14 protein-coding genes are annotated in these 16,525 nt (G+C 42.2%); 7 read left to right on the top strand and 7 right to left on the bottom strand.

What is annotated here, in order from left to right; genetic code table 11:
* Positions 1–20: 20 nt before the first annotated feature.
* The 7 genes from rsmG to rpmH all read right to left on the bottom strand — a co-directional run bounded on the left by rsmG (position 21) and on the right by rpmH (position 6,540).
* A complete protein-coding gene (gene rsmG / locus V6D44_RS05290) occupies positions 21–740 on the bottom strand; it encodes a 16S rRNA (guanine(527)-N(7))-methyltransferase RsmG (RefSeq protein ID WP_087993748.1) in 720 nt (239 codons plus the stop codon).
* Between the two features lie 13 nt (positions 741–753).
* Positions 754–2,640: a tRNA uridine-5-carboxymethylaminomethyl(34) synthesis enzyme MnmG gene (gene mnmG / locus V6D44_RS05285; RefSeq protein ID WP_087993747.1), complete on the bottom strand. Its 1,887-nt coding sequence runs from the start codon at positions 2,638–2,640 to the stop codon at positions 754–756.
* 19 nt (positions 2,641–2,659) lie between these two features.
* Positions 2,660–4,039, bottom strand: coding sequence for a tRNA uridine-5-carboxymethylaminomethyl(34) synthesis GTPase MnmE (gene mnmE / locus V6D44_RS05280; protein WP_253268763.1), 1,380 nt, complete (start codon positions 4,037–4,039; stop codon positions 2,660–2,662).
* 311 nt (positions 4,040–4,350) lie between these two features.
* Positions 4,351–4,977 carry an RNA-binding cell elongation regulator Jag/EloR gene (gene jag, locus V6D44_RS05275; RefSeq protein WP_202327739.1) on the bottom strand — a complete coding sequence of 209 codons (627 nt, stop codon included), beginning with the start codon at positions 4,975–4,977 and terminating at the stop codon, positions 4,351–4,353.
* A complete protein-coding gene (gene spoIIIJ / locus V6D44_RS05270) occupies positions 4,974–5,759 on the bottom strand; it encodes a YidC family membrane integrase SpoIIIJ (protein WP_087993744.1) in 786 nt (261 codons plus the stop codon). The genes jag and spoIIIJ overlap by 4 nt, the downstream gene beginning before the upstream one ends.
* A gap of 143 nt (positions 5,760–5,902) precedes the next feature.
* A complete protein-coding gene (gene rnpA / locus V6D44_RS05265; RefSeq protein ID WP_003242628.1) occupies positions 5,903–6,253 on the bottom strand; it encodes a ribonuclease P protein component in 351 nt (116 codons plus the stop codon).
* A gap of 152 nt (positions 6,254–6,405) precedes the next feature.
* Entirely contained in the window at positions 6,406–6,540 is a 135-nt protein-coding gene (gene rpmH / locus V6D44_RS05260) for a 50S ribosomal protein L34 (RefSeq protein ID WP_003178075.1), read from the bottom strand.
* Positions 6,541–7,161: 621 nt separating this feature from the next.
* On the opposite strand from rpmH, the gene dnaA reads away from it, so the two are divergent.
* The 7 genes from dnaA to gyrA all read left to right on the top strand — a co-directional run bounded on the left by dnaA (position 7,162) and on the right by gyrA (position 16,213).
* Positions 7,162–8,502, top strand: a complete 1,341-nt coding sequence (dnaA, locus tag V6D44_RS05255; RefSeq protein ID WP_039074864.1) for a chromosomal replication initiator protein DnaA — start codon at positions 7,162–7,164, stop codon at positions 8,500–8,502.
* A 190-nt stretch (positions 8,503–8,692) separates the two neighbouring features.
* Positions 8,693–9,829: a DNA polymerase III subunit beta gene (gene dnaN / locus V6D44_RS05250; RefSeq protein WP_202327738.1), complete on the top strand. Its 1,137-nt coding sequence runs from the start codon at positions 8,693–8,695 to the stop codon at positions 9,827–9,829.
* Positions 9,830–9,959: 130 nt separating this feature from the next.
* On the top strand, positions 9,960–10,175 hold the full coding sequence (gene rlbA / locus V6D44_RS05245) for a ribosome maturation protein RlbA (protein ID WP_003219264.1): 216 nt from the start codon (positions 9,960–9,962) through the stop codon (positions 10,173–10,175).
* Between the two features lie 15 nt (positions 10,176–10,190).
* The gene (gene recF, locus V6D44_RS05240) at positions 10,191–11,303 is read left to right on the top strand and encodes a DNA replication/repair protein RecF (RefSeq protein WP_202327737.1); all 1,113 of its coding nucleotides are present in this window, start codon (positions 10,191–10,193) and stop codon (positions 11,301–11,303) included.
* 17 nt (positions 11,304–11,320) lie between these two features.
* Positions 11,321–11,566 carry an extracellular matrix regulator RemB gene (gene remB, locus V6D44_RS05235; RefSeq protein WP_003219266.1) on the top strand — a complete coding sequence of 82 codons (246 nt, stop codon included), beginning with the start codon at positions 11,321–11,323 and terminating at the stop codon, positions 11,564–11,566.
* A 54-nt stretch (positions 11,567–11,620) separates the two neighbouring features.
* Entirely contained in the window at positions 11,621–13,537 is a 1,917-nt protein-coding gene (gene gyrB, locus V6D44_RS05230; protein WP_148963437.1) for a DNA topoisomerase (ATP-hydrolyzing) subunit B, read from the top strand.
* Between the two features lie 210 nt (positions 13,538–13,747).
* Complete coding sequence (gene gyrA, locus V6D44_RS05225) at positions 13,748–16,213, top strand: DNA topoisomerase (ATP-hydrolyzing) subunit A (protein WP_087993740.1); 2,466 nt, start codon at positions 13,748–13,750, stop codon at positions 16,211–16,213.
* The last annotated feature ends 312 nt before the right edge of the window (positions 16,214–16,525 follow it).

Below are 16,525 nucleotides of genomic sequence, written 5' to 3'. Positions count from 1 at the left end.
GTCACATCAGGCTGTCTAAATTACCCTTCAATTGGCGATCTATTAGGAGTTCCCGGTTTTCTTGGATACTTCTTAGGTGTATTTTTTGTCTTTCGTATCACCATAATATTACGATCGCTTTCTTCAATAGGCAGCTTAAAGGAATGGATATTCTCAAGTTCTCCTCCAAGCGTCGTGATCGCTTTTTTGCCAGCATTCAGTTCTTCTTCAGCTGATGCGGCTTTTAAAGCAACAAATAAACCGTTTTTCTTCACCAGAGGCAGGCAAAGTTCGCTCAAAACAGATAGTCTTGCAACTGCTCGCGCCGTCACAATATCATAGCTTTCCCGTACGTCTTTCCGCTGTCCGAATGTTTCAGCTCTGTCATGGCAGAATGTCGTATTCTCCAATTGCAAAGCTTCAGACAACTTTTCTAAAAACGTAATCCGTTTGTTTAGTGAATCCACGATTGTAACATGGAGGTGCGGAAAGCATATTTTAATCGGAAGACTCGGAAAACCCGCTCCCGCTCCGACATCACAAATCGTGTTCATCTGATTGAAGTCGACATAAAAAGCGGCTGTAATGGAATCATAAAAATGCTTAAGATACACTTCTTTTTTCTCTGTAATTGAAGTCAGATTGATTTTTTCGTTCCATTCAACCAGCATGTCATAATACAGCTCAAATTGCTCCAGCTGACGGGGAGAAAGGGAGATCCCTTTTTCCGCCAAACCAGAAGTGAATTCTTCAATATTCATGCCGTCATCCTTTCTATTCGGCTATCTTCGCAATGCGTCCCTGCTCTAAATACACCAATAGAATTGAAATGTCCGCCGGGTTTACACCGGAAATGCGGGAAGCTTGGGCAACAGACAAAGGACGCACATTTTTTAGTTTTTGACGCGCCTCAGTCGCGATCCCTTTGATTGCGTCATAATCAATTCGATCCGGAATTTTTTTGTTTTCCATCTTCTTCAGTTTTTCCACTTGCTGAAGGGATTTTTCAATATATCCTTCATATTTCACTTGGATTTCTACTTGTTCTGCCACGTCTTGCGGAACCGGCACTTCTGGCGGCGCCAGTTTAGTGACTGTTTCATAGTTCATTTCAGGACGTTTCATCAAGTCTGTGCCGCGAACGCCATCTTTCAATTCGCTTCCGCCAAGAGAACGGATATATTCTTGATTTTCCGGAGATGGCTTGATAATCACAGAGTGAAGACGTTTTTTCTCCGCTTCGATCGCCGCTTTTTTCTTCCCAAAAGCTGCATATCGCTCATCAGAAATCAATCCAATGCGGTGTCCGATTTCTGTCAGACGCAAATCAGCATTGTCATGGCGAAGAAGCAATCTGTATTCTGCACGTGATGTCAAAAGACGGTATGGTTCATTGGTTCCTTTTGTCACAAGGTCATCAATCAGAACCCCAATGTAGGCATCAGAACGGCTTAAAATCACTTCTTCTTCTCCAAGCGCTTTTCGTCCTGCATTGATTCCCGCCATAATTCCTTGTCCCGCAGCTTCTTCATAACCGGATGTTCCGTTAATTTGGCCTGCCGTGTAAAGGTTTGTGATTTTTTTCGTTTCAAGTGTCGGCCACAGCTGTGTTGGTACGATCGCATCGTACTCGATCGCATAGCCGGCTCTCATCATTTGCACGTTTTCAAGACCCGGAATCGTTGCAAGCATTCTTTGCTGTACATCTTCTGGAAGACTTGTAGATAAACCTTGGACATAGACTTCCTGCGTATTTCTGCCTTCCGGCTCAAGGAAGATTTGGTGACGCGGTTTATCATTAAAACGGACAACTTTATCTTCAATGGACGGGCAGTATCTAGGACCCGTCCCTTTGATCATACCCGAATACATCGGTGAACGGTGCAGGTTGCCGTCAATAATCTCATGTGTCTCAGGGCTTGTATATGTCAGCCAGCAAGGAAGCTGATCTGTAATATATTCCACTGTTTCATATGAGAAAGCGCGAGGCACATCGTCACCAGGCTGAATTTCCGTTTTGCTGTAATCAATCGTATCGCTTTTGACGCGAGGCGGCGTACCTGTTTTAAAACGAACAAGGTCAAAGCCCAGTTCCTCCAAATGCTCAGAAAGCTTGATAGAAGGCTGCTGGTTATTCGGACCGCTTGAGTAAGACAGATCTCCAAGAATGATTCGTCCTCTTAAATATGTCCCTGTCGTCATGACAACTGCTTTCGCACGATAATGCGCGCCTGTTTGTGTAATGACACCGCGGCATTCGCCGTCTTCAACGATCAGCCGCTCCACAATTCCTTGCAGCATTGTTAAGTTTGGTTCTTTTTCAAGTGTATTTTTCATTTCGTGCTGATATTGGAATTTGTCTGCTTGTGCACGCAATGCGCGGACGGCAGGACCTTTTCCAGTATTCAGCATTCTCATTTGAATATGCGTTTTATCGATGTTTTTGCCCATTTCTCCGCCGAGCGCGTCAATTTCGCGGACGACAATCCCTTTTGCGGGGCCGCCGACAGACGGATTACATGGCATAAATGCAACCATATCTAGGTTGATGGTCAAGACAAGTGTTTTGGCGCCTTGGCGTGCTGATGCGAGGGCAGCCTCAACACCGGCATGCCCGGCGCCAATCACAATCACATCGTATTGGCCTGCTTCATACCCCATGATTCGGTTCCTCCTTTTATTATTTTCCTAAACAGAATTGTGAAAAGAGCTGATCAATCAAGCTTTCGTGGACAGCATCTCCGATGATTTCGCCCAACAGCTCCCAGCATCTTGTAAGGTCAATTTGCACCATGTCGATCGGGACATCCTGTTCGATGCCGCTAAGCGCATCTTCAATGGCACTTTTTGCTTGCTGTAAAATAGAGATATGGCGTGTATTGCTGACATACGTCAGATCTCCGCTTTCAATGGCACCCGTGTAGAAAAGCGATTGAATCGCTTCTTCTAAATCATTGATGCCTTCCTCTTTTAATAGGGATGTCGTAACAACAGGACGTCCTTTGGCAAGCTCACGGACACGCTCAATGTCAATCTTAGCCTCAAGGTCAGTCTTATTCATAATCACGATAACGTCCATGCCCTCAACCGCTTCAAAAAGCTTTACGTCTTCTTCAGAAAGCTCTTCACTATAATTAAGCACAAGTAAAATCAGGTCCGCTTCCTTTAGAACCTGACGTGAACGTTCAACACCGATTCGTTCAACAATATCCTCTGTTTCACGAATACCTGCAGTATCAACCAGACGAAGCGGAACGCCCCTTACATTAACGTATTCCTCAATCACATCCCGAGTCGTTCCGGGAATATCGGTTACAATGGCTTTCGCCTCATGAACGAGGCTGTTCAGAAGAGATGATTTCCCTACATTCGGCCGTCCGATAATGACAGTAGAAAGACCTTCACGCAAGATTTTTCCCTGCTCAGAAGTCCTCAGCAGCGCCTCAATTTCTTTTTTCACGGCGGTTGCCTTTTCAACCAAAAGCTGATGTGTCATTTCCTCAACATCATCATACTCCGGATAATCGATATTCACCTCAACATGAGCCAGTGTTTCTAAAATCTCACTGCGCAAACGGCGCACCAAAGCAGAAAGACGCCCTTCCATTTGATTTATAGCGACATTCATTGCCCGATCCGTTTTTGCTCTGATTAAGTCCATAACCGCTTCAGCCTGTGAAAGATCGATTCGGCCGTTTAAAAACGCGCGTTTCGTAAATTCACCCGGCTCTGCCAGTCTCGCTCCCTCTCTCAATGCGAGCTGAAGCACTTGGTTTACAGTCACAATTCCCCCGTGACAGTTAATTTCGATGACGTCTTCACGTGTAAAAGTTCTCGGCGCTTTTAACACTGATACCATTACTTCCTCAACGACACGATCCGAAGGTCTGTCTACGATATGACCATAATGAATCGTATGTGATTCAACCGAGCTGAGTGTTTTCCCCTTCGGCCCTTTATACATTTTATCAGCGATTTGAATTGCTTCTGGTCCGCTCAACCGTACAATCGCAATCGCGCCTTCTCCCATCGGAGTGGAAATTGCCGCAATTGTATCCATGCTGTTCACCTCTCTTTACTTATACTTTCATCTATATAAAAAAATTTTATTATGCCAAAACTAAAAGATAACATAGTTTGTTTCGAAGTGGAAGATGTGTTATCCACAGAATTAGGGATTCACCCTCTATTACTTTAACTTATCCACATGTGAATAACAATTAATTTTATTTCCTGAACTTCCTTTTTATCAACAGGATACACCTAAAAAGAAAAAAATTAAACGGCAAAAGCTTGATATTACTAGGAAAAATAGCTTTTTACCATACAAAAAAAACCGAAATCCGCTTTTTACCGGACTTCGGTTTTATGCTATTTTTTATGGGAAATAACGAGATGGCGATTTTCGCCTTCACCCATTGAATACGTTTTGATCTGGTGATTTGCATATCCAGAAAGAGTATCATGGATGACTTTTCTTTCACTGGACGGCATAGGTTCAAGATGAACTGCTTTTTTCGTTTTCAACACCTGATCTGCAAGCCTGGTGGCCAGCTGACTCAGAGTTTCTTTTCTTTTCAAGCGATAGTTTTCAGCATCCACCGTCACATGTTTAAATGGGCCTGAATAACGATTAATAACAAGCTGTGTCAAAGTTTCAAGGGCATTTAAGGTTTGTCCTCTTTTCCCAATCAACAGTGCCGCTTTTTCACCTGTTATATGGAAACTCACTGTCTTTTTGTTTTCTTGAACAGTCACATCAGACTTCCCGGCAATGGCTTCGGCAATTGTTTTTAGATAAGACTTCGCTTGCTGAATCGGGTCAATCTTTTCAACAAGCTTTACGACCGCCGGCTTTTTACCGAAAATACCAAGAAACCCTTTGTTTCCCTCATCAATAACGGTCATTTCCACCTTATCCATTGTTAATTCCAGCTCTTGCAACCCAGACTGTACTGCTTCATCGACATTTCGCCCTGCAGCAGTCACATTCCTCACTTTTTCTTTCCTCCGGCTTTTTGCGGTTCAGGATCTTTTTTAATATCAGGTCCTTTGATAAGGAAAGTTTGCGCAATCATAAACAAGTTACCGACTACCCAATAAAGAGAAAGAGCCGCCGGGAAATTGATTGCAAATACGATAATCATGATCGGCATAATCCAAAGCATCATCGCCATTTGCGGATTTTGCTGCGCATTCCCCGCCATCATCAACTTTTGCTGAACAAATGTAGCGACCCCGGCAACGATAGGAAGAATATAGTAAGGATCTTTTTCTCCTAAGTCAAACCATAGGAAACTATGCTCTGATATCGCCTGTGTTCTCATGATCGCATGATAGAATCCAATTAAAATCGGCATCTGGATTAAAATCGGGAAACATCCCGCCAACGGATTGACACCGTTCTTTTGGAATAAAGCCATTGTTTCCTGCTGAAGCTTTTGCTGCGTTTTTTGATCCTTTGAACTGTATTTTTCTTTAAGCTTTTGCATTTCCGGCTGTAAAGCCTGCATCGCTTTCGAACTTCTCAGCTGCTTAATCATCAGCGGCAAAATTAATAAACGAATCAAAATGGTAACAAGAATAATTGAAAGCCCATAGTTATCTCCCGTCACTTTCGCTACATACGTAATGAGCTCAGACAATGGATATACTACGTACTTGTCCCAAAAATGCGGACTATCTGCAGTGATCGGCTCTTGCACACTCGAGCATCCAGCCAAAAGCATGAATACGCCAACCATACTTAATAGCAACCCTATTCTCCTTTTCAAGAACATTTCCTCCTATAATCAATCTTTACGCTCTTTTATTGCAAAGCATACTTGTATGTATTTTAGCATCTTTCAGTTTTAAATGGTGTCTTTTTCTGATAACCAGAAAGGAAGCGCTTTTAAAAGTTGTAAGAAAGCAGTGGCAATGCCTACTTTGACGAAGATTTCTTATATAAAGAAGACTTCCTGAATAGATGCTGCAGACTTTTTTTTGTTTCCTCATATGTCAGCTGGCTCGCCGGTTTTCTGGCAATAATGATGTAATCCTTTTCCTTCAGTCTCTCTTTCTCTTCAAGAAAGGCCTGCCGAATCAAACGTTTGATCCGATTTCGCATCACAGCGTTGCCAATTTTTTTGCTGACGGAAAGCCCGACACGCAGCTCATCGTTTTCAGGCTGATCAAGCGTATATAAGACAAATTGGCGGTTCGCTACTGATGTCCCATGCTTAAACACTTTTTGAAAATCTTCATTTTTCTTTAAACGATTTCGCTTCTTCAAATGACTCACTCCGATACTGGCTGGCAGAAACTTTTAAAATTTATGATGAAAAATGAGATGCGTCAGAACCAGGAAGCAACCCCCGGTTCATTCCGCATCACATCTATCTTTTCCCATAACGTGAAAAAAGACCACTGACATTATTCAGTGGCCTAAGCTGATAATACTTTTCTGCCTTTACGGCGACGGCGTGCTAAAACTAGACGACCGTTTTTTGAACTCATACGGCTTCTGAAGCCATGAACTTTACTGCGTTTACGGTTATTCGGTTGGAATGTTCTTTTCATTTATGACACCTCCCTCGAGGAATAGCTGTTAAAGACAGTCTTACTTATTATATTTGCGTTACCTGTTCATTGTCAACTTCACTAGTGCTTTTGTTTCTCGCAACCATAATAGGATAACATACCTTTTCAACTTTCGAAACCTTATTTTTAAGATTCCTTAAATTAACGAAAAAAGACAACCTAACAATTTGCCCTAAAATCACGAATGTGGATATCTTTTACGCCTTTTTTAATATCCACAGAGGTTATCGACAACATTTTCACATTACCAACGTCTGTGGACAATTTTTTTTCAACAGGCTGTCCGCTTTGTGGATAAGATTGTGAGACCCATTGCAAGCTCTCGTTTATTTTGGTATTATATTTGTGTTTTAACTCTTAATTACTAATCTCACCTTCCCTTTTTATCCACAAAGTGTGGATAAGTTGTGGATTGATTTCACACAGCTTGTGTAGAACCTTGTCCACAAGTTGTGAAATTTGTCGAAAAGCTATTTATCTACTATATTATATGTTTTCAACATTTAATGTGTACGAATGGCAAGCGCCATTTGCTCTTTTTTTGTGTTCTATAACAGAGAAAGACGCTATTTTCTATGAAAAGGAGGGACGTGCCGGAAGATGGAAAATATATTAGATCTGTGGAATCAAGCCCTTGCTCAAATCGAAAAAAAGTTGAGCAAACCGAGCTTTGAAACTTGGATGAAATCAACCAAAGCCCACTCACTGCAGGGAGATACATTGACAATCACCGCTCCTAATGAATTTGCCAGAGACTGGCTCGAGTCCAGATACTTGCATCTTATTGCAGATACTATATATGAATTAACCGGGGAAGAATTGAGCATTAAGTTTGTCATTCCTCAAAATCAAGATGTTGAAGACTTTATGCCGAAACCGCAAGTCAAAAAAGCGGTCAAAGAAGAAACATCTGATTTTCCCCAAAATATGCTCAATCCAAAATATACTTTTGATACTTTTGTCATCGGATCTGGAAACCGATTTGCACACGCTGCTTCTCTCGCAGTAGCGGAAGCACCCGCGAAAGCATACAACCCTTTATTTATCTATGGGGGCGTCGGCTTAGGGAAAACACACTTAATGCATGCGATCGGCCATTATGTAATAGATCATAATCCTTCTGCCAAAGTGGTTTATCTGTCTTCTGAGAAATTTACAAACGAATTCATCAACTCTATCCGAGATAATAAAGCCGTCGATTTCCGCAATCGCTATCGAAATGTCGATGTGCTTTTGATAGATGATATTCAATTTTTAGCGGGAAAAGAACAGACCCAGGAAGAATTTTTCCATACATTTAACACATTGCACGAAGAAAGCAAACAAATCGTCATTTCAAGTGACAGACCGCCAAAAGAAATTCCGACACTTGAAGACAGATTACGTTCTCGTTTTGAATGGGGCCTGATTACGGATATCACGCCGCCTGATTTGGAGACGAGAATTGCGATTTTAAGAAAAAAAGCCAAAGCAGAAGGCCTCGATATTCCGAATGAGGTTATGCTTTACATCGCAAATCAAATCGACAGCAATATTCGGGAACTTGAAGGAGCATTAATCAGAGTTGTTGCTTACTCATCTTTAATTAATAAAGATATTAATGCTGATCTGGCCGCTGAGGCGCTGAAAGATATTATTCCTTCTTCAAAACCGAAAGTCATTACGATAAAAGAAATTCAGAGGGTAGTAGGCCAGCAATTTAATATTAAACTCGAGGATTTCAAAGCAAAAAAACGGACAAAATCAGTTGCTTTCCCGCGCCAAATTGCCATGTACTTATCAAGGGAAATGACTGATTCCTCTCTTCCTAAAATCGGGGAAGAATTTGGAGGCCGTGACCATACGACCGTTATTCATGCGCATGAAAAAATTTCAAAACTGCTGACAGATGATGAACAGCTTCAGCAGCATGTAAAAGAAATTAAAGAACAGCTTAAATAGCAGGACCGGGGATTAATCGGGGAAAGTGTGAATAACTTTTCATTAGTCATGCACAGTCTGTCCACATGTGGATAGGCTGTGTTTCCTGTCTTTTTCACAACTTATCCACAAATCCACAAGCCCTACTATTACTGCTACTATTTTTTAAAAAAATATATATATAAATACATTATCCGTTAGGAGGATAAAAATGAAATTCACGATTCAAAAAGATCGTCTTGTTGAAAGTGTCCAAGATGTATTAAAAGCCGTTTCATCCAGAACTACAATTCCCATCTTGACTGGTATTAAAATCGTTGCATCAGATGATGGAGTATCCTTTACGGGAAGCGATTCAGATATTTCTATCGAATCCTTTATTCCAAAAGAAGAAGGAGATAAAGAAATTGTCACGATAGAACAGCCTGGAAGCATCGTCTTACAAGCCCGCTTCTTTAGTGAAATTGTCAAAAAACTGCCGATGGCAATGGTGGAAATCGAAGTGCAAAATCAGTATTTGACAATTATCCGTTCTGGCAAAGCAGAATTTAATCTAAACGGGCTTGACGCTGATGAATATCCGCACTTGCCGCAGATCGAAGAGCATCATGCGATTCAGATCCCAACTGATTTGTTGAAAAATCTGATCAGACAAACAGTGTTCGCGGTGTCCACCTCAGAAACACGCCCTATCTTGACAGGTGTAAACTGGAACGTGGAAAAAAGTGAATTATTATGCACTGCGACGGATAGCCACCGTCTGGCATTAAGAAAAGCGAAACTTGATATTCCAGAAGACAGATCTTACAACGTCGTTATCCCGGGAAAAAGCTTAACCGAACTCAGTAAGATTTTGGATGATAATCAGGAACTTGTAGATATCGTGATCACAGAAACTCAAGTTCTGTTTAAAGCGAAAAACGTCTTGTTCTTCTCGCGGCTTCTGGACGGAAATTATCCGGACACAACCAGCCTGATTCCGCAGGAAAGCAAAACAGAAATCATTGTGAACACGAAAGAATTCCTTCAGGCGATTGATCGTGCATCCCTTCTAGCCAGAGAGGGGCGCAACAACGTAGTGAAACTTTCTGCAAAACCTGCTGAATCCATTGAGATTTCTTCTAACTCACCTGAAATCGGTAAAGTTGTGGAAGCGATTCTTGCAGATCAAATTGATGGTGAGGAATTAAATATCTCATTTAGTCCAAAATATATGTTGGATGCACTAAAGGTGCTTGAAGGAGCAGAGATACGCGTAAGCTTTACAGGTGCAATGAGGCCTTTCTTAATTCGCACGCCGAATGATGAAACGATTGTACAGCTTATCCTTCCTGTCAGAACCTATTAATCCGATACACGCTGCCGACCCGTTCGGCAGCTTTTCTATTCGGTATCTGCTCCGACAAGTTTTCCCTTTCCCTAATTCGTTTTTTTTTAGTACAATTAGATATTAGTGATATTTGAAAGAGGTCGATATAATGGCAAATCCGATTTCAATTGATACAGAGATGATTACACTTGGACAATTCTTGAAATTAGCCGATGTCATTCAGTCAGGCGGTATGGCGAAGTGGTTTTTGAGCGAGCATGAAGTGCTGGTGAACAACGAACCGGACAACCGCCGAGGCAGAAAGCTGTATGTTGGAGATGTGGTAGAGATTGAAGGATTTGGTTCTTTTCAAGTCGTCAATTAAAGCGGGTGATACTGATTGTATATCCAGAACTTAGAACTGACATCTTACCGCAACTACGACCATGCTGAACTCCAATTTGAAAACAAAGTAAATGTCATCATCGGAGAAAACGCCCAGGGGAAAACAAACCTCATGGAGGCGATCTATGTCTTGTCCATGGCGAAATCGCACCGGACATCAAATGACAAAGAACTTATACGGTGGGACAAAGACTATGCTAAAATAGAGGGAAGAGTGATGAAGCAAAACGGAGCGATCCCGATGCAGCTCGTCATCTCCAAAAAGGGTAAAAAGGGCAAGGTCAACCATATTGAACAGCAAAAGCTCAGCCAGTATGTCGGGGCCCTCAACACCATCATGTTCGCGCCGGAAGATTTAAATCTGGTAAAGGGGAGCCCTCAAGTGAGAAGGCGGTTTCTTGACATGGAAATTGGACAGGTTTCTCCTGTCTACCTGCATGATCTTTCTCTTTACCAGAAAATCCTTTCCCAGCGAAATCATTTTTTGAAGCAGCTGCAAACAAGAAAACAAACTGACAGAACGATGCTCGATGTTTTGACCGATCAGCTTGTAGAAGTTGCGTCAAAAGTCGTTGTAAAACGCCTGCAGTTTACAGCGCAGCTTGAAAAATGGGCGCAGCCTATTCATACGGGCATATCAAGAGGGCTTGAGGAGCTGACCCTGAAGTACAGTACGGCTCTTGAGGTATCAGATCCTAAAGACTTGTCGAAAATAGGAGATAGCTATCAAGAAGCGTTTTCTAAATTAAGAGAAAAAGAAATTGAGCGCGGTGTTACGCTGTCAGGTCCTCATCGTGACGATGTTCTTTTCTATGTGAACGGACGCGATGTGCAGACGTATGGTTCACAAGGACAGCAGCGAACGACGGCATTGTCCCTTAAACTTGCGGAGATTGACCTGATCCATGAGGAAATCGGAGAATATCCCATTTTACTATTGGATGATGTATTGAGTGAGCTGGATGATTATCGCCAGTCACACTTGCTTCATACGATCCAAGGCCGTGTACAAACGTTTGTCACAACGACAAGCGTTGATGGCATTGATCACGAAACCTTACGTCAAGCAGGAATGTTCCGTGTGCAAAACGGTGCGTTAGTGAAGTGAAGAAATGAGGTGGGCAATTGTATATTCATTTAGGTGATGACTTTGTGGTTTCAACACGAGATATTGTCGGCATTTTTGATTTTAAAGCCAACATGTCGCCTATTGTTGAAGAATTTCTGAAAAAACAGAAACACAAGGTGGTGCCTTCCGTAAACGGCACGCCAAAATCTATCGTAGTCACGGTTCAGAATATATATTACTCTCCCTTATCTTCCAGCACATTAAAAAAACGTGCGCAATTTATGTTTGAAATAGATTCTTAGAAGTTTTTTATCACGAATATATCGTTTAGAAAAGTGTAGGTGAATGACGTGGCTATGGAACAGCAGCAAAACAGTTATGATGAAAATCAGATACAGGTTCTGGAGGGATTGGAAGCTGTTCGTAAAAGACCGGGAATGTACATCGGTTCAACCAACAGCAAAGGCCTTCACCATCTGGTATGGGAAATTGTCGACAATAGTATTGACGAAGCCCTCGCCGGTTATTGTACGGATATCAATATCCAAATCGAAAAAGACAACAGCATCACGGTGGTAGATAACGGCCGCGGTATTCCAGTCGGTATTCATGAAAAAATGGGCCGGCCTGCGGTAGAGGTCATTATGACGGTGCTTCATGCCGGAGGGAAATTTGACGGAAGCGGCTATAAAGTATCCGGAGGATTGCACGGTGTAGGTGCGTCAGTTGTAAACGCGCTTTCAACCGAGCTTGTTGTGACGGTACACCGTGACGGAAAAATCCATCGTCAAACCTATAAACGCGGAGTTCCGGTTTCAGACCTTGAAATCATTGGCGAAACAGATCATTCAGGAACGACGACACATTTTGTCCCGGACCCTGAGATTTTCACAGAAACAACTGTGTATGATTATGATCTGCTTGCTAACCGTGTGCGCGAATTAGCCTTTTTGACAAAAGGCGTAAACATCACGATTGAAGATAAACGTGAAGGACAAGAGCGCAAAAATGAGTACCATTACGAAGGCGGAATTAAAAGTTATGTAGAGTATTTAAACCGTTCTAAAGAAGTTGTCCATGAAGAGCCGATTTACATTGAAGGCGAAAAGGACGGCATTACGGTTGAAGTGGCTTTGCAATATAATGACAGCTACACAAGCAACATTTACTCGTTTACAAATAACATTAACACGTATGAAGGCGGGACCCACGAAGCCGGCTTCAAAACGGGCCTGACTCGTGTAATCAATGATTACGCCAGAAAAAAAGGGCTCATTAAAGAAAATGATCCGAACTTAAGCGGTGACGACGTAAGAGAAGGGCTAACCGCGATTATTTCCATTAAACACCCTGATCCGCAGTTTGAAGGCCAAACGAAAACAAAACTAGGCAACTCAGAAGCGCGGACGATCACCGATACGTTATTTTCTGCGGCATTGGAAACATTTATGCTGGAAAATCCAGATGCGGCCAAAAAAATTGTCGACAAAGGTTTGATGGCAGCAAGAGCAAGAATGGCTGCGAAAAAAGCGCGTGAATTAACACGCCGCAAGAGTGCTTTGGAAATTTCAAACCTTCCCGGTAAGCTAGCGGATTGCTCATCAAAAGATCCGAGCATTTCCGAGTTATATATCGTAGAGGGTGACTCTGCCGGAGGATCAGCTAAACAAGGCCGCGATAGACATTTCCAAGCCATTTTGCCGCTTAGAGGTAAAATCTTAAACGTTGAAAAAGCAAGATTGGACAAAATCCTTTCCAACAACGAAGTTCGTTCTATGATCACAGCACTCGGAACAGGTATAGGGGAAGATTTCAACTTGGGGAAAGCCCGTTACCACAAAGTTGTCATTATGACTGATGCTGACGTTGATGGCGCGCACATCAGAACACTGCTGTTAACGTTCTTTTACAGATATATGCGCCAAATTATTGAAAATGGCTACGTGTATATTGCGCAGCCGCCGCTCTACAAGGTTCAACAGGGAAAACGTGTTGAATATGCATATAATGACAAAGAACTTGATGATCTGTTGAAAACTCTTCCTCAAACGCCTAAGCCTGGATTGCAGCGTTATAAAGGTCTCGGAGAAATGAATGCGACCCAGTTATGGGAGACAACCATGGATCCGAGCTCCAGAACACTTCTTCAGGTAACTCTTGAAGATGCAATGGATGCCGATGAGACATTTGAAATGCTAATGGGAGACAAAGTAGAACCGCGCCGAAACTTCATAGAAGCGAATGCGAGATACGTTAAAAATCTTGACATCTAATCATAAAAAGCCTTATTTCCAATAAGAAATAAGGCTTTTTTCTGAACGAGATCAGATGCAGTAATGCTTGCAATACCTATATATTCTAGCAATTTAATGTGTATAATCATAAGTTTATTGATATAATGGAGAATAGTGAAATCGTATTGAAGATCATAATGGACAATCTACTCCCACATATTTCATGTGATACTTCAGGGAGGTTTTTTAATGAGTGAACAAAACACACCACAAGTTCGTGAAATAAATATCAGTCAGGAAATGCGTACGTCCTTCTTGGATTATGCAATGAGCGTTATCGTGTCCCGTGCTCTTCCAGATGTCCGTGACGGTTTAAAACCGGTTCACAGACGGATTTTGTATGCAATGAACGATCTGGGCATGACAAGTGACAAGGCTTATAAAAAATCCGCGCGTATCGTCGGAGAAGTTATCGGGAAATACCACCCGCATGGTGATTCAGCGGTATATGAATCCATGGTCAGAATGGCGCAGGATTTCAACTATCGTTATATGCTCGTTGACGGTCACGGAAACTTCGGTTCTGTTGACGGGGACTCTGCGGCTGCCATGCGTTATACGGAAGCAAGAATGTCTAAAATCTCGATGGAAATTCTTCGAGACATCACAAAAGACACAATCGATTATCAGGACAACTATGACGGATCAGAAAGAGAACCTGTCGTTATGCCTTCAAGGTTCCCGAATCTGCTTGTAAACGGCGCTGCCGGAATTGCGGTAGGTATGGCAACAAACATTCCTCCGCACCAGTTGGGAGAAATCATTGACGGTGTGCTTGCTGTCAGTGAAAATCCTGAAATCGCAGTACAGGAGCTTATGGAGATTATTCCTGGTCCTGACTTCCCGACTGCGGGGCAAATTTTGGGCCGAAGCGGTATTCGTAAAGCATACGAATCAGGACGAGGCTCGATTACGATCCGGGCAAAAGCGGAGATCGAACAAACATCGTCAGGAAAAGAAAGAATTGTCGTAACAGAACTTCCATACCAAGTAAATAAAGCAAAACTAATCGAAAAAATCGCTGATCTTGTCAGAGATAAGAAGATAGAAGGTATTACCGATCTACGTGATGAATCTGACCGCACAGGTATGAGAATCGTCATTGAAATCAGAAGAGATGCCAACGCGCATGTCATTCTAAATAATCTATATAAGCAAACAGCTTTGCAAACTTCTTTTGGTATCAATCTGCTTGCGCTTGTTGACGGACAGCCAAAAGTTTTAAATTTAAAGCAATGCTTGGAGTATTACCTAGATCACCAAAAAGTCGTAATCAGACGCCGTACTGCTTATGAATTGCGTAAAGCGGAGGCAAGAGCACATATCTTGGAAGGATTGAGAATTGCTCTTGATCATCTTGATGCAGTTATTTCCCTTATCCGTAATTCTCAAACGGCTGAAATTGCGAGAACAGGATTAATTGAACAATTCTCGCTGACTGAAAAACAAGCCCAAGCTATTCTTGATATGAGACTGCAGCGTTTAACAGGATTGGAACGTGAAAAGATTGAAGAGGAGTACCGATCCCTTGTTAAATTAATTGCAGAGCTTAAAGAAATCTTGGCCAATGAAGAAAAAGTGCTTGAGATCATTCGTGAAGAACTCATAGAAATTAAAGAGCGTTTTAACGATGAAAGACGCACTGAGATCGTCACTGCCGGTCTTGAAACAATTGAAGATGAAGATCTCATCGAAAGAGAAAACATCGTTGTCACCCTGACACACAACGGATATATCAAACGTCTGCCTGCCTCAACCTACCGCAGTCAAAAGCGTGGCGGAAAAGGCGTTCAGGGCATGGGGACAAACGAAGATGATTTCGTTGAACATCTGATCTCTACATCAACGCATGACACGATTCTTTTCTTCTCGAACAAGGGGAAAGTGTATCGTGCAAAAGGATATGAAATCCCTGAATACGGCAGAACAGCAAAAGGAATCCCGATTATCAACCTGTTGGAAGTAGAAAAAGGTGAATGGATTAACGCGATTATTCCAGTCTCTGAATTCAACGCGGAACTTTACCTTTTCTTCACAACAAAGCACGGGGTTTCAAAACGAACTTCGCTTTCTCAGTTCGCTAATATCCGTAACAATGGCTTAATCGCTCTGAGTCTTCGTGAGGATGATGAATTGATGGGTGTACGTCTAACTGACGGCACAAAACAAATGGTCATCGGAACGAAAAATGGATTGCTGATTCGTTTCCCTGAAACGGATGTTCGGGAAATGGGGAGAACTGCGGCAGGCGTAAAAGGTATCACCCTGACTGATGATGACGTTGTTGTCGGAATGGAGATATTAGAGGAAGAATCACATGTCCTTATCGTAACTGAAAAAGGTTACGGAAAACGAACTCCGGCTGAAGAGTACAGAACCCAAAGCCGTGGCGGAAAAGGACTCAAAACAGCGAAAATCACCGAGAACAACGGCCAATTAGTAACAGTAAAAGCTACTAAAGGTGAAGAGGATCTAATGATTATTACAGCCAGCGGCGTACTCATTAGAATGGACATTGATGACATCTCAACCACCGGACGTGTCACTCAAGGTGTGCGCCTTATCAGAATGGCGGAAGAAGAGCATGTTGCTACAGTAGCATTAGTGGAGAAAAATGAAGAAGATGATCAAGAAGAAACACAAGAAGAAGTGTGAGAAAAAGCGCAGCTGAAAAAGCTGCGCTTTTTTTGTGCCATAACCCTTTACAGTCATAAGATTTATGGTATAATCATTTCTGTTGTCTTTTAAAAGACATAAACATGACTAGCAAAAACTTTTCTCGAAAAAGTATTGACCTAGTTAACTAAAAATGTTACTATTAAATAGTCGCTTCGAGAGAAGCGCGCAAAGTTCTTTGAAAACTAAACAAGACAAAACGTACCTGTTAATTCATTTTTTTATAAATCGCACAGTGATGTGCGTAGTCAGTCAAACTAGGCCTGCACGATGCAGGTCACACAGGTGTTG

Origin of the sequence: Bacillus sp. 0209A, from assembly GCF_036765095.1 — a bacterium.
GTDB classification, from domain to species: domain Bacteria; phylum Bacillota; class Bacilli; order Bacillales; family Bacillaceae; genus Bacillus; species Bacillus subtilis_G.
The sequence above is the reverse complement of the archived record's forward strand: the minus strand, read 5'-3'. Positions and strand labels throughout refer to the sequence as shown.